The 14485-nt window shown below is 32.6% G+C and carries 14 protein-coding genes; 7 read left to right on the top strand and 7 right to left on the bottom strand.

Features of this window, described 5'->3' with window-relative positions:
• Positions 1-57 precede the first annotated feature (57 nt).
• A complete protein-coding gene (locus tag BXU01_RS01895; RefSeq protein WP_041518722.1) occupies positions 58-699 on the bottom strand; it encodes a protein-L-isoaspartate(D-aspartate) O-methyltransferase in 642 nt (213 codons plus the stop codon).
• A 143-nt stretch (positions 700-842) separates the two neighbouring features.
• Here BXU01_RS01895 and BXU01_RS01900 point away from each other — a divergent pair, with 143 nt between their 5' ends.
• The 7 genes from BXU01_RS01900 to BXU01_RS01930 all read left to right on the top strand — a co-directional run bounded on the left by BXU01_RS01900 (position 843) and on the right by BXU01_RS01930 (position 7687).
• Positions 843-1808 (top strand): Gfo/Idh/MocA family protein, encoded by a 966-nt coding sequence (locus tag BXU01_RS01900; RefSeq protein ID WP_083691450.1) that lies wholly within the window; start codon positions 843-845, stop codon positions 1806-1808.
• Between the two features lie 89 nt (positions 1809-1897).
• Complete coding sequence (locus BXU01_RS01905) at positions 1898-2791, top strand: 3-hydroxyacyl-CoA dehydrogenase family protein (protein WP_083691451.1); 894 nt, start codon at positions 1898-1900, stop codon at positions 2789-2791.
• A gap of 12 nt (positions 2792-2803) precedes the next feature.
• Entirely contained in the window at positions 2804-3475 is a 672-nt protein-coding gene (locus BXU01_RS01910) for a YggS family pyridoxal phosphate-dependent enzyme (protein WP_083691452.1), read from the top strand.
• A gap of 83 nt (positions 3476-3558) precedes the next feature.
• Entirely contained in the window at positions 3559-4920 is a 1362-nt protein-coding gene (locus BXU01_RS01915) for an exonuclease domain-containing protein (RefSeq protein ID WP_083691453.1), read from the top strand.
• Between the two features lie 30 nt (positions 4921-4950).
• Entirely contained in the window at positions 4951-5790 is an 840-nt protein-coding gene (locus BXU01_RS01920; RefSeq protein ID WP_083691454.1) for an ion transporter, read from the top strand.
• Positions 5791-5942: 152 nt separating this feature from the next.
• Positions 5943-6863 (top strand): tRNA (adenosine(37)-N6)-dimethylallyltransferase MiaA, encoded by a 921-nt coding sequence (miaA, locus tag BXU01_RS01925; RefSeq protein WP_083691455.1) that lies wholly within the window; start codon positions 5943-5945, stop codon positions 6861-6863.
• An 83-nt stretch (positions 6864-6946) separates the two neighbouring features.
• Entirely contained in the window at positions 6947-7687 is a 741-nt protein-coding gene (locus tag BXU01_RS01930) for an acyl-[acyl-carrier-protein] thioesterase (RefSeq protein ID WP_083691456.1), read from the top strand.
• A 420-nt stretch (positions 7688-8107) separates the two neighbouring features.
• On the opposite strand, the gene BXU01_RS23970 is transcribed toward BXU01_RS01930, so the two are convergent.
• From BXU01_RS23970 to BXU01_RS01960, 6 genes are all read right to left on the bottom strand, one after another.
• A complete protein-coding gene (locus tag BXU01_RS23970; protein WP_369819514.1) occupies positions 8108-8377 on the bottom strand; it encodes a hypothetical protein in 270 nt (89 codons plus the stop codon).
• Between the two features lie 75 nt (positions 8378-8452).
• Complete coding sequence (prfH, locus tag BXU01_RS01940) at positions 8453-9142, bottom strand: peptide chain release factor H (RefSeq protein WP_083691457.1); 690 nt, start codon at positions 9140-9142, stop codon at positions 8453-8455.
• 12 nt (positions 9143-9154) lie between these two features.
• The gene (locus BXU01_RS01945; RefSeq protein ID WP_083691458.1) at positions 9155-10546 is read right to left on the bottom strand and encodes an RtcB family protein; all 1392 of its coding nucleotides are present in this window, start codon (positions 10544-10546) and stop codon (positions 9155-9157) included.
• A gap of 3 nt (positions 10547-10549) precedes the next feature.
• Positions 10550-11296 (bottom strand): hypothetical protein, encoded by a 747-nt coding sequence (locus BXU01_RS01950; protein ID WP_083691459.1) that lies wholly within the window; start codon positions 11294-11296, stop codon positions 10550-10552.
• 854 nt (positions 11297-12150) lie between these two features.
• Positions 12151-12867, bottom strand: a complete 717-nt coding sequence (locus BXU01_RS01955; protein WP_026985497.1) for a response regulator transcription factor — start codon at positions 12865-12867, stop codon at positions 12151-12153.
• Positions 12868-12870: 3 nt separating this feature from the next.
• Complete coding sequence (locus BXU01_RS01960) at positions 12871-14457, bottom strand: sensor histidine kinase KdpD (RefSeq protein WP_055097938.1); 1587 nt, start codon at positions 14455-14457, stop codon at positions 12871-12873.
• Between the last annotated feature and the right edge of the window lie 28 nt (positions 14458-14485).

The following is a 14485-nucleotide window of genomic DNA, read 5'->3' on the forward strand; positions in this document are numbered from 1 at the left end:
AACTTTTTTCAGGACGAGACAGCCAATAAAAAAGCCCAACTGAGTTGGGCTTTTTTATTAATTTTTATCTTCTAATAAAGGAACAAATCGAAATTCTCCAAACTCATGTTTCTCAAATTGCGTTTCGTTTTTACGAATTAATAAAGTCATAATCTGTACATCTTCTCCTAACGGAATAACAAGCCTTCCTCCTATTTTTAACTGTGCCATTAAAGGCTGAGGAATAAATGGCGCGCCTGCAGTAACAATTATACTATCAAACGGTGCGTAACTTGGTAATCCTTTATAACCATCACCAAAAGACAAATGTTTAGGGCGAATATTTAATTTAGGAAACAAATTTGAAGTTGTTTTAAATAACTCGTTTTGTCTTTCTACGCTAAAAACTTTAGCGCCAAGCATACACAAAACAGCAGTTTGGTAACCAGAACCGGTACCAATTTCTAAAATTTTGTGTTCTTTTTTTACTTCTAATAATTGCGATTGAAAAGCAACGGTATAAGGTTGTGATATCGTTTGCCCTGCTCCTATAGGAAATGCCTTATCCTGATAAGCATAATCTTCAAAACTGGAATTCAAAAAAAGGTGTCTTGGGATTTTTTTTATCGCATCCAAAACTGCTCTGTCAGTAATACCTTTTTGCTCTAAAGTGCTTACTAATTGATTACGAAGTCCTTGATGTTTGGCAGTATCTTTCAAAATGGGTAGGTTTTATTTTTGCAAAAATAAGAAAGTAAATAGTAAATCAAATATTGATTTTTAATTATTAAATCGCTAAATCTTTACTACATTCATTTTCACGTTCGACAAATAAATTATATTTTTGTTTAAAATACATTCTCATGTTAAAAGTAGGAGTTTTAGGTGCTGGTCATCTTGGTAAAATACATTTACGCTTATTACAACAATCTGACCAATACGAATTAGTTGGATTTTACGACGAAAATCAAGAAAATGCCGAAAGAATATCAAAAGAATTTGGCTATAAAAACTTCAGTACTATTGCAAAATTAATCCACGCTGTGGATGTAATCGATATTGTAACTCCTACGCTCTCGCACTATAAATGTGCTAAGGTAGCCATAAAATCAGGAAAACATATCTTTATAGAAAAACCAATTGCCAATACGGTTCAGGAAGCTGAAGAAATTATTGCTTTAGCAAAAGAATATAACGTAAAAGGTCAGGTTGGTCATGTTGAGCGCTTTAATCCGGCGTTTATTGCTACAAAAAACATGATCGAAAATCCAATGTTTATAGAAACACATCGTCTGGCTGAATTTAATCCGCGTGGGACAGATGTACCTGTAGTTTTAGATTTAATGATTCATGATATTGATGCTATTTTAAGTGTTGTACATTCAAAAGTAAAAGATATTCACGCAAGTGGTGTTTCTGTAATTAGCGACACGCCTGATATTGCCAATGCCCGAATTGAATTCGAAAACGGATGTGTAGCTAATTTAACAGCAAGCAGAATTTCGATGAAAAACATGCGAAAAACACGTTTCTTTCAAAAAGACGCCTATATTTCAGTTGACTTTCTAGAGAAAAAATGCGAAGTAGTCCGTATGAAAGATGCACCGGAAACTCCCGGAGATTTTGATATGATTTTGCAAAATGCCGAAGGCGTAAAAAAACAAATCTACTTTACAAATCCTGATGTTGAGCAAAACAATGCAATTCTGGATGAGTTAGAATCATTTGCAAATGCAATAAAAACAGATACGACTCCAGTAGTAACTCTTGAACAAGCTACAGATGCCTTAAGAGTAGCATATCAAATTATTGATTGTTTCGATAAATAAACAAAAAAATAAACTCATTATTTTTAAGGTTTAAAGCGTACTTCAAAGGTGCTTTAAACCTTAACTTTTAATTCAAATACCATAATTAAATGAAAACTATAGCTGTAATTGGTGCAGGAACAATGGGTAACGGAATTGCCCATACATTTGCACAAAGTGGTTTTACTGTAAAACTGATTGATGTTTCTGAGAAATCATTAGACAAAGGCATGGCAACTATTGCCGCAAACCTCGACCGAATGTTGTCTAAAGGAACCATTACTCAGGAAGAAGTTTCAAAAACGATCACCAATATTATTACGTATACTGATATTAAGGATGGTGTTGTTGGCGTTGATTTAGTCGTTGAAGCTGCAACAGAAAATGTTGAACTAAAACTGAATATTTTCAAACAATTAAACGAAGCCTGTTCTCACAATACAATTTTAGCAACCAATACTTCTTCTATCTCAATAACTCAAATTGGAGCTGTTGTTTCTCATCCTGAGCGTGTTATTGGCATGCACTTTATGAATCCGGTGCCAATTATGAAATTAGTAGAAATTATTCGCGGCTATAATACCAGCGATGAAGTTACTAAAATCATCATGGATTTATCTGAAAAATTAGGAAAAACTCCTGTTGAAGTAAATGATTATCCGGGCTTTGTAGCAAATAGAATTTTAATGCCTATGCTAAATGAAGCAATTGAAACGTTATATAATAAAGTAGCCGGTGTTTATGAAATTGATACCGTAATGAAATTAGGAATGGGACACCCAATGGGACCGCTTCAATTAGCTGATTTTATTGGACTTGATGTTTGCCTTGCTATTTTGAATGTTATGTACGAAGGATTTAAAAACCCTAAATATGCTCCTTGCCCATTATTAGTAAATATGGTTAGAGCCGGAAAATTAGGCGTAAAATCCGGAGAAGGTTTTTATGATTACAGTGAAAGTAAAAAAGCAGAGAAAATCTCTAAACAGTTTATTCTTTCATAAAAAAGAAATACCATGTCGATACAATCGAATTTAAATATTATCAAATCATCTTTACCAGAACATGTAACTCTGGTTGCGGTTTCTAAAACCAAACCAGTTCACGATTTGATGGAAGCCTACGAAGCCGGTCAGCGTATCTTTGGAGAAAACAAAATCCAGGAAATGACTGATAAATGGGAGGAAATGCCAAAAGACATTCAATGGCATATGATTGGTCATGTGCAAACGAATAAAGTCAAATTTATGGCCCCTTTTGTGAGCTTAATTCATGGCGTAGATAGTTTGAAATTATTGCAGGAGATTAATAAACAAGCTTTAAAAAACAATAGAATTATTGATTGTTTGCTTCAAATATACATTGCCGAAGAAGAAAGTAAGTTTGGTTTAGATCAAAATGAACTAAATGAATTATTATCTTCATCAGAATTCAAAGAAATGAAAAATATTCATATCTTAGGATTAATGGGAATGGCAACTTTTACAGAAGACCAAAACCAGATTAAAAAAGAATTTACGCATTTAAAATCTATTTTTGATTCATTAAAACATATTGACGGATACCGTAAAGACGCACTGCAGTGCGTCTCTACAATTTCAATGGGAATGTCCGGAGATTATAAACTGGCCATAGAATGCGGAAGCACAATGGTTCGCATTGGAAGCAGCATTTTTGGCGGCCGTTAATTTTTAAGCCACATATCGTAAGACGCACTGCGGTGCAGCTCTACAGAAAACTGAATACTAAAAACCGAGACTGAATACTGAATTTGTACGCAATACTAGACATAGAAACCACTGGAGGACAGTTTAATGAGGAAGGAATTACCGAAATCGCCATTTATAAATTTGATGGTCATGAAGTAGTTGACCAATTTATTAGTCTCGTTAATCCTGAAATTCCGATTCAGCCTTTTGTGGTGAAATTGACCGGGATTAATAATGCTATGCTGCGTTCAGCTCCTAAGTTTTTTGAAGTTGCAAAACGAATCATAGAAATTACTTCTGATTGTATTATTGTAGCTCATAACGCTTCATTTGATTATAGAATTTTACGTACTGAATTCAGACGTTTAGGCTATGATTTTGAAGCCAGAACACTTTGCACTGTTGAACTTGCCAAAAAATTAATCCCGGAACAGCCTTCTTATAGTTTAGGAAAACTGGTTCGCGCATTGGGAATCCCAATGGCAGACAGACATCGTGCAAGCGGTGACGCAATGGCAACTACGAAGCTCTTTAAAATGCTTTTAGAAAAAGATTTAGAGAAAACCATCGTAAAAGATTTTATAAAACTGGAAATTGAGAAAGGAATAGCACCTAAATTTTTAGACATTTTAGCACAAATGCCTACAAAAACAGGTATTTATTATATTCATAATCAAGGTGGTAATTTAATTTATATTGGTAAAAGCCAAAATATTAAAAAAAGAGTCAATCAGCATTTTACAGGAATCACAACAAAAAGCAAAAAAATTCAAGCCGAAGTTTTTACTATAACCTATGACGAAACCGGCAGCGAATTAATAGCATTACTAAAAGAAAGCGAAGAAATAAAAATAAACCGACCAAGACACAATCGCTCGCAACGAAAAACTATTTTTCAATACGCTTTATATGCCGAAAAAGATTCTAACGGATATATCAACCTAAAACTTGAAAAAGCAGATGGACGTAAAAAAGAAATTACTTCATTTGCCACTTTACAAGAAGGCAAAAATGCTTTATTTAAATTTACTTCTAAATACCATTTATGCCAGAAACTAACAGGATTATATCAAACTAAAAAAGAATGTTTTCAATATAAAATAAAAGAATGCGATGGTGCTTGCATTGGCGAAATTACTCCTGAAGTATACAACGCCAGAGTACAGCAATTTATCTCTGAAAACAGCTTCGATAATAAAAGCATGATTCTTATTGACAGAGGACGTAATATAAACGAAAGAAGTGCTGTGTTAATCGAAAACGGAATATATCAGGGATACGCTTTCTATGATTTAAATTACCAGATTAACAATATCGAAATTCTCAAGAATATTTTAATTCCAATGCAGCACAATCGTGATGTAAAAAATATTATCCAGAATTATATCCGCAAAAGCAAGTCGCTTAAAATCCTACATTTTTAACAAACAAAAACTTTCATTATCTTCGTAGATATGAAAAAAGCAAAGTCAAAATACGAAATCTTCAGAGAGAAAATCAAAATAATCCTATATGGTACAAATACCATTTTAGGCCGCATGTTCGATTTGGTTTTATTGGGATTGATTTTATTGAGTGTCATTTTGATTATGATGGAAACGGTTCAGGGAATCAACCAAAAATATCATTATCAGCTTTTTATCTGCGAATGGGTCATCACCATATTTTTTACAATTGAATATATTCTAAGGATTATTTCGATTCAGAAACCCATTAAATATGTTTTTAGCTTCTACGGAATTATTGATTTACTGGCTGTTTTACCCATGTATTTATCAATATTTTTCCCCGGAGCCAGTATTTTGTCTATTGTCAGAGCATTGCGTTTCTTTCGATTATTCAAGATTCTGCATATTCCGCAAATTTCACATCAATCCATACAACTTCGCGAAGCTATTGAAGCCAGTAAAGAAAAAATCCTTGTTTTTATTTACTTTGTCCTCATTAGTACCATAATTATCGGTTCGATTATGTATTTAGTCGAAGGCAGAACATCCGGTTTTACAAGTATCCCAATGAGTATTTACTGGACCATAGTAACCCTGACAACAGTAGGTTACGGCGATATCTCTCCTCAAACTCCTTTAGGTCAATTCATAGCCGCTTTAGTTATGATTTTAGGTTACGGGATTATAGCTGTACCTACCGGAATTGTAACTGCAGAATTTGCAAAAAGCAGCCTTAAAAATAATGCTGTAGGTACTAAAAAAACATGCAAAAAATGCAATTCACAAGTACATTTTGACAGCGCAAAATATTGTTACCAATGCGGAACTGAATTACCTGCTAATTAATTTAAGAAGCTATTTCCAGCTGTACATTACAACTCCTCCTTATCTTTGTTGTTTTTATAAGGTAAAAAAGGAGCTTCTAAAGTCGCTCTTTTATACCAAAAAAACTAACAAATATAAGTCCGGGGTTTTCATTCCCATCCGGGCTAAAAAATATGAAACACTTAATTACAATCGTCGGACCAACAGCTATAGGCAAAACTGCCTTAAGTATTGCTTTGGCACAACATTTTAAATGCGAAATAATATCTTGCGACAGCCGTCAGTTCTTTAAAGAAATGACAATTGGTACAGCAGTTCCAAATCACGAAGAATTAAAAGCCGCTACTCATCATTTTATTCAAAATAAATCTGTTTTCGAAAATTACACTGTTGGCGATTATGAAAAAGAAGCACTTATTAAATTAGAAGAATTATTTCAAAACAATGATTTCGCTATTCTTATTGGCGGTTCAGGATTATACGTTGATGCAATCTTAAAAGGTTTCGACGAATTTCCTGAAATTAATCCCGAAGTACGTGCAGAAGTAAATTCAAACTATGAAAAATTCGGAATAGAATATTTACAAGAACAATTGCAACTTTTAGATCCGGGCTATTATCAAAAAATTACTTTAGAAAATCCGCAAACACTTCAAAATCCACAACGAATGATGCGTTTTGTAGAAGTTTGTATCGGAACGCAAAAACCATATTCCTCATTTTTGAATCAAAAGAAAAACAATCGAAACTTTGTTCCTGTTTTAATTGGCTTAGATGCTGAAAGGCAAATAATTTATGACCGAATAAATCAACGTGTCGATATCATGATGAACGAAGGTTTAATAGAAGAAGCAAAAGCTTTATATCCTCATAAAGCGTTAAATGCATTACAAACTGTGGGATATAGAGAATTATTTAGTTATTTTGACGGGGATTTCTCATTGCCTTTTGCTATCGAAGAAATCAAGAAAAATACCAGACGTTTTTCTAAAAGACAACTTACCTGGTTTAAAAGAAATGAAGCCACAAAATGGTTTGATTATGCCACAGACAGAAAAGAAATTATAGATTATGTAGAAAATTCTCTAAAGTAAAAATAATCTATTCTCTATATTCTATTTTCTTTATTCCATTCTTTTTAAAAATCTAAATTCAACAACAAAATCTAAAATTAAAAATGCCTATATCACCAAATTTCACTTCAGTTTTAAGCAAGGACTGGGAAATCAATTTTACACAATGCACGCCAAATGGCTTTTTAAAATATACAGATTTATGTAATATTTTGCAATTAACCGCAGCAGCACATTCTGAGGTTGGTGGAATCAGCTTTTTTGACATGCAGGAATTTCATCAAGCTTGGGTTTTAAGCCGCATGCGTGTTGAAGTTATCGCTTTACCAAAATGGCAGGATATTGTCACCGTAAAAACATGGATTAATAGTTTAGAAAATTCACGTTCAGTGCGTGCCTTAGAAATGTATGTAAATGGTAAAAAAATAGTGGGATGCGAAACCTACTGGGCTGTTTTTAATACACAATCACGTCGTCCGGAACCTCTGGCTTTACCATATGAACATTTCGAATTGTTTCCTGAAAACAGAGCTACAAATGAGGGATTTTCAAAAATCAACATCAATCACGAAAAAGAAGCAGTCTTCGAAAAAACAGTTTATTTATCTGATTTAGACATTGTTAATCACGTAAATAATGTCAAATATTTAGAATGGTGTCTGGATCATGTTGATGAAAAAAGAATTTTGAAACAAGAAGTAAAAAGTTTTGAAATGAATTTTATGAAAGAACTGTCCTTGAAAGACCAGGTTGTAATTCATGAAAGTGAAGATAATACTACTGCAAAATTTAGTATTACAAAAGGTGAAAAAACTTGTTTCGCATTAGAATTACATTGGAAATAAAATTGCCCACAGATATAACGGATTGAGCGGATAACGCTGATTTATCTATTTTAAAATTCGTGAATTCATGGCTAATTATCATAAATATTATTCAATAAAAAAATGATGCAACTCAAAATAGAATTGCATCGTTTTTTTGTTTTAAATCAAAAATTATTTTGATTTCTTATTAGATTTTTTTTTCAGGTTCTTTTCCTTCTTATTATTTTTGATCAAATCAATTTTACCTTTTATTCTTTTTTCTACTTCTGTAATATCAGAATCAAAAGCAAACTGTAAAGTACTCAATTTTGCATTTTTTATTTCCTTTAATGCATTTTTAAATTGCCGTTGTGTTTCAAAAAGAATCGCTTTTTTTACAAAGATTTCAGATTTGTTTATTCCTTTTACAGTCAAAGCAAAATCAATTAGCCTTTGGGCTTATTCATAATCTTCATTCAAAATTAAAGTCTGAATATAATACGGATATACTTCAAGCGCATGAATATTTATAGCCAGAGCCTCCTGAAAATAAGACTTAGCTTCTTCATAATTCCATAATTGTTCTGCCTGGATTCTTCCGTACAAACACAAGACCATCGTATTTTTTGCATCATAAGAAAAGGCGTAATCCAGGGATTCTATAGTTTCTTCAAGCGAATATGGATAATTATCCAAAGCCTGAAAAAGGTATTTATCAATTGTTTTCATTTTATGTGTCGATATTTATTGTTTTTTTGGTCACATATAATTCGCATATCATCATTTTTTTTTGCGACCAACTTTTTAATTATGCTCATTTCGTAAATTGGTTTTTAATTTCTGACGAGTTCCTTTGTAAGTTTTCTCAACTTTATTCTTTTTAAAATCAGATCCAGTAAAAACCCTCACAGGATTACCACGCTGAATATTCAGCTGATTTTCCCATTGTTTTCCAACATGATCCTTGAGTTGTTGCAAAGTTTCGTCTTCTAATTTTTTTAATAATCTTTCTGTTGCCAGTTTTTTGTTTTGATGTTGTGATCGGCTATCCATCGACACGACGGCAATTCCTGTTGGAATATGAGTTGCTCGAATAGCAGAACTTACTTTGTTAACATGTTGCCCGCCGGCACCGGAACTACGCATCGCCTGATATTGAATATCATTTTCTGAAATCGATGCATTCTTTTGTCGTTCAATCTCAAAAACACCAATAAACCAGTTTTTACGTTTGTGCATTTTCCTAAACTGACTTTGACCAATCCATTGAATTGTTCCAATCCAAGAATTAGCAAATGTTGCTACATTTTGTCCATTTATAGCAATTGTAGCCGTTTCAATTGTTCCGTTTTCCTGACCTACTTCCCTTTGAAGCAAAGTAGTTTCTAAACCTTGTTGTTGTGCTTCGTCTAAAATTTTCTTAAGCACTTGGGCAACTACCCAAGTGCATTCTGCAGGTCCCCGACCCGCTGTTATCTGAATTATTTTTTCCACTTTCTAATTTCTTTATCGGTCCATTCTAACGATTTTAGGTGTGAATGTTCCCAGAACTTCAACCAAATCTGTCTGATTTCCCATTACTTTTATTATGTCTTTGTACGCCATTGGAGCTTCGTCAATATTGCCTCCTATCAAGGTTACATCATTCGCTTTTAATACTTTTTTAATTTCACTTTGAGTAAAAGTGGCTTTGCATTTGGCTCTTGAAAACAAACGTCCTGCTCCGTGAGAAGCCGAGTTTAAACTTGCTGCATTTCCTTTTCCTTTCACAATATATCCCGGCGCAGTCATTGATCCCGGGATAATCCCCAATTGACCTTTAGCTGCAGGAGTAGCCCCTTTTCTATGCACAATACATTCCTGACCATTTACCATTTCTTTCCAGGCAAAATTGTGATGATTTTCAATTGTCACCACTACTCTTTTCCCTATTGCTTTGGCAATTCTTCTATGAATATCATCGTGGCAAGCTTTAGCGTATTCTCCGGCTAAATTCATCGCGAGCCAATATTCTTGCCCATCGTGCGTATTTAAATCTAACCAGGCCAAATGCTGAACATTTTTAGGTAACGGACATTGTTTTGTCGCCAAATAAGTATAATGTTTAGCAATATTTGCCCCTAAACCTCGAGAACCACTATGCGACAAAACAGCAAAATATTCACCAACACCCAACTTACATTCATTTTCCGGATTATCAATTTTTGCGATACCAAATTCTACAAAGTGATTTCCTCCGCCAGAACTTCCTAATTGTTTGTAGGCTTTAGGTAAAAGATTTTTCAATAACGGAATATCCTGAAACTCGCTTTTGTAAAAAACTTCGTGATCTGCTTTTGTAGCATGTGTTTCATTCATTCCAAATTTGGTATTATCTTTTAAAATAGCTTCTAATTGATGTTCTTTTCCCTTGAAATATGAAGCTGGTAAATCGAAAATTGATAAACTCATTCGGCAGCCAATATCAACACCAACTCCATACGGAATAACTGCGTTATCTGTCGCTAAAACTCCGCCAATTGGCAATCCATAACCTGAATGCGCGTCTGGCATTAAAGCTCCGGCAACTGAAATAGGCAACTTCAAAGAATCATATAATTGAAATTTCGCCTGATCATCAATTTCATTTTCACCAAAAATGGTAAAAGGAACTCTAGTTGTTTTCAACTGATGCATTCTTACCTGAACAGGTTTTATCAAACCTTCGGCCACTTTTCCCCAGGTTCCGTGTCCTTCAAACTTTTCCGGATATAGTAAAACCTCTTTTGCTTCTGTTAGTATAGATTCTTTTTTCTCTCTTTTTCTATATCTGTTTATTTGCCCTAAGGCAATGTTTATTGAATTATTTTTTGGAAAGCCTAATTTAATAAGGTCTTTTCCAGATAATTTATTTCCCATGATTTATATCATTTCGTCTACATATTGTTGATACAATACATGCAAACTTTTATTTTTAATTGGGTTGATCTCACGTGAGTTTTTGTTTTGATAAGAACTCCAACGATAAGAAAAACCATCTACTAATTTGTTTATTTTATATCTTAAATTAAAATTTGTAATGTAATTGTCAAGAAGCTGAATTTCACTTTCTAAATCTGCATCAACCATTTTAGTATGTGTTATCATATACGGTTTAACACGAAATACATAACGCCAAGGCTCATTAAATACATAATGAATTTTAAAGCGTTTACAATTAGGACACCATCGTTCCCTTTTATAAAAATGCATTTTTTCTTTTTCAGTTAATGTTAGTTTTGGACTTCTCCATTCTGACTCAGAAAACTCTTTTACGGTTTGAAGCTTTTCGACATATACATGCTTTCTCTTCCTTTTTTTGTTTTTTTTTAAACTTTTTTCAGAAGAATATTGCCATGTATTTATCTTCTCCAGCAATGTTTTATAAAAAGAAGCTTCGCTTGATCTTACTATATCTTCTCTTAAAACAAAACTGCGTTCCCAACCTTTTTGATAAGGCGTTGCTAAGGGAATTAATGGCAAATTTTGTCGTTTTTTCCAAAGGTCAACTTCAAGTTTTCTTGACTGAATTAATTGTTTTTCAAAATCTTCTTTTACTAATCTTTTCTTTGTTCTTTTATTTTTAAAGCGAGAGCACAAAGCATACTCTTCTGCTGTATAATTTTCCATAAAAAATTATAGTGCATTAAATTAATAGCCAAAACAGGCTATAACATTTTATCCGTGAGGATAAATAATAAAATCAATTATTCGGGAAAATTTGAAGTGTCTAGAATAAAAAAAGCCCGAAACTAAATGTCTTCGGGCTTTTTTATATATCTAAAAATGAATTTCTAAGATTGAAATAGGCCACGAAGAAGTGCTGCACCAAACTTGTTTGATGTGAAGCTGTGAAATGATAATGTAAATACAGACATTTTTCTTCGTTATTAAAGGGTTATTACTTTTTTCGTGTGCAAATATTCAGAATACTTTTTTGATTTTCCAAATTTATTTTAAAGAAAATTCATCTAAAAAACATATAGCACATTTTTTAAATCGCAAAAAACCATATTATCTATCTGAAAACTAAAGCCCTAGCCCTGATAGAAGCGGCATCCTTTTTATCCGTTTTTCACGGATAAAAAGATATAGCGAATAACAGTAATAGCTCCAAATTACAAGAAAAGTCAAGAATTAAATTCTAAATTCCAATTATTCTCGCGGTATTTGTCATTTCGACGAAGGAGAAATCCTCAACAGAAACTCCGTCTGGAATAACACCAATCTCAGGTTAGATGCACTGCAGTGCATCTCTACGGTAAAACTGTGGAAGATTTATAGATGAAGCAAATCGTAGAGACGCACTGCAGCGCATCTCTACGCAAAGAGAATCCCTAAATCTTTGTCAATTTATTAGTGTGATTTCTCCTCCGTCGAAATGACAAGATTATGAAGAATCACTATTTTGCAAAAACTAAGCACAAAAAAAGCCCTGATTTCTCAGGGCTTTATGCTTTTGTCTTTGTGAATTTTGTTTTTTTTTATTCTGTCACTTTGCTTTTAACAACTAATCTAAAACCTTCACCGTGAATGTTTAAGATTTCAACATCTTCATCTGCTTTTAGATATTTTCTAAGTTTAGCGATATAAACGTCCATACTTCTTGAAGTAAAGTAGTTGTCATCTCTCCAGATTTTTGTCAACGCTAATTCTCTTGGCATTAAATCATTTTCATGAAGAATTAACATTTTAAGCAATTCGTTCTCTTTTGGAGATAATTTTATTGGTTCGTCATTTTCGAACGTTAAGAATCTAAGTTTAGAATTTAAGTGGAATTTACCAATATTAAATTCAAACTGAACTTGTTCCGCTTTTGTATCCGCAGATTTTCTTTGAATAATAGCTTTGATTTTCATTAATAAAACTTCTGAATCAAAAGGTTTATTCAGGTAATCATCAGCACCGGCTTTGTATCCTTTTAGCACATCTTCTTTCATCGATTTTGCTGTTAAGAATATAATTGGCACTTCACTATTTTTTTCTCTGATTTCTTTGGCTAAAGTATAACCATCTTTATAAGGCATCATTACATCAAGAATACATAAATCATACACATCTTTCTTGAATTTCTCGAAACCTTCCATACCGTTTTTAGCTAAAGTAACTTCAAAGTCATTTAACATTAGATAATCTTTAAGAACTGCCCCAAAATTAAGGTCATCTTCTACTAAAAGTATTCTTTTGTTATTATTTTCCATATTTTAATTTATTAATGGTATTTTTATTATAAAGGTGCTACCTTTTCCTTTTTCGCTTTCAACATATACTTGACCATTGTGATCTTCTACTATCCTTTTTACATATGCAAGACCTAAACCATGTCCTTTTACATTATGTAAATCTCCCGTATGTTCTCTGTAAAACTTCTCAAAAACTCTTTTCTGAGCTACTTTACTCATACCAAGACCATTATCTTTTACTTTTATCAGAATCATGTCTTTGACATTTTCTGTAAAAATTTCAATTTCAGGAATATCCGGTGAATATTTTATGGCATTTTCTAAAATATTAACCAACACATTTGTAAAATGCACTTCGTTGATTAAACACGTTGTTCGTGCTGCATTTAAGTGCTTTACAACGGTTCCGTGTCTGTCTTCAAGAATTAAATTTACGTGCTCAATTGCATCATCAATTATATCGTGAATTGCAGTTGGCTCTTTTGTAATATCCAATTCTCTTTTTTCGAGCTTAGAAATACGAAGAACGTTTTCTACCTGAGCATGCATTCTCTTATTCTCATCCCGAATCATTTGCAGATATCGAAATACTTTTTCTTTATCTTCAATAATTTTAGGATTCTTAATAGCATCAAGTGCTAAATTTATTGTTGCAATTGGAGTTTTAAACTCATGCGTCATATTATTTATAAAATCAGTTTTGATTTCAGAAATATGTTTCTGACGCAATAATTGATTCAACGCACTTGTATAGGCAACTATGATAATTAATGTAAAAATTATTGATAGTATGGTAATACTCAACAATTCAGACAGTAAAAATTTCTTTTTGTGAGGAAAAGTTATGAATAACTCATATTTACTATTTCCTTCGTTATCTGTATATATAGGAACATGATAGCTTGCATCTTTATCATAATGAAATCCGTCTGATTTAACCTTTGTTGCAAGGCCACTATTCAGGACTCCATATTCAAACTTGGTTTTTACACCATATTCTTCCAGTTCTTTCTTTAAAAGTTTTTGAAGCTTATCTTTTGTAATTCTTCCTTCTATAGGTGTCAAAGAAGCAATATCTTTATATTGAATTTGCTGCTGTACTTTATTTAAGATATCTAAACTACCTGATTTTTCAATTTTTAGATCCGGAATAATACTTTGTCCTAAACTATTATTATCAATTCCGTTATTGTTGTTATAAACTTCAGTTACTCTTTTAGAGCTGAAATTTTTAAATCTCTCGCTGCTGAATTTTTTATTAAATAGTGAACCATTAATATCGTAATCCTCAGAGGTAAGTGTATTCGAGTATACTATTGTTTTATTTGTTTTTGTATTTCTCTGAACATAGAGTACTTCAAGCAGATCTTCTTTCTTAGGAGTTTTACCTGTACTATCTTTTATACGATTGTATTTGTCGTAAAAACTATATTCTTCTTGTTGTTCCAGTTTGTCAGCAACATTCCCTATTACTTGTGTAACGTGATATTTAAATTGCTCATCATTATTTTTAAACGAAGAATTGAACCAATATACCTGGACAAGAATAATCCCTATTAAGGACAAACTCATCAATAAAACAAGTATTCTAAAAAATAATTTATTCATCGAAACAAAATTAATATTTTAACAATAT

Source organism: [Flexibacter] sp. ATCC 35103 (assembly GCF_001975985.1).
Taxonomy (GTDB): domain Bacteria; phylum Bacteroidota; class Bacteroidia; order Flavobacteriales; family Flavobacteriaceae; genus Flavobacterium.

What these genes read in the sequence shown, in the direction of transcription:
- BXU01_RS01960 (WP_055097938.1), bottom strand. Translation starts at nt 14,457, where the DNA reads ATGAATAAATTATTTTTTAGAATACTTGTTTTATTGATGAGTTTGTCC.
- BXU01_RS01920 (WP_083691454.1), top strand. Translation starts at nt 4,951, where the DNA reads ATGAAAAAAGCAAAGTCAAAATACGAAATCTTCAGAGAGAAAATCAAA.
- BXU01_RS01930 (WP_083691456.1), top strand. Translation starts at nt 6,947, where the DNA reads ATGCCTATATCACCAAATTTCACTTCAGTTTTAAGCAAGGACTGGGAA.
- BXU01_RS23970 (WP_369819514.1), bottom strand. Translation starts at nt 8,377, where the DNA reads ATGAAAACAATTGATAAATACCTTTTTCAGGCTTTGGATAATTATCCA.
- miaA (WP_083691455.1), top strand. Translation starts at nt 5,943, where the DNA reads ATGAAACACTTAATTACAATCGTCGGACCAACAGCTATAGGCAAAACT.
- BXU01_RS01910 (WP_083691452.1), top strand. Translation starts at nt 2,804, where the DNA reads ATGTCGATACAATCGAATTTAAATATTATCAAATCATCTTTACCAGAA.
- BXU01_RS01955 (WP_026985497.1), bottom strand. Translation starts at nt 12,867, where the DNA reads ATGGAAAATAATAACAAAAGAATACTTTTAGTAGAAGATGACCTTAAT.
- BXU01_RS01900 (WP_083691450.1), top strand. Translation starts at nt 843, where the DNA reads ATGTTAAAAGTAGGAGTTTTAGGTGCTGGTCATCTTGGTAAAATACAT.
- BXU01_RS01945 (WP_083691458.1), bottom strand. Translation starts at nt 10,546, where the DNA reads ATGGGAAATAAATTATCTGGAAAAGACCTTATTAAATTAGGCTTTCCA.
- BXU01_RS01905 (WP_083691451.1), top strand. Translation starts at nt 1,898, where the DNA reads ATGAAAACTATAGCTGTAATTGGTGCAGGAACAATGGGTAACGGAATT.
- BXU01_RS01950 (WP_083691459.1), bottom strand. Translation starts at nt 11,296, where the DNA reads ATGGAAAATTATACAGCAGAAGAGTATGCTTTGTGCTCTCGCTTTAAA.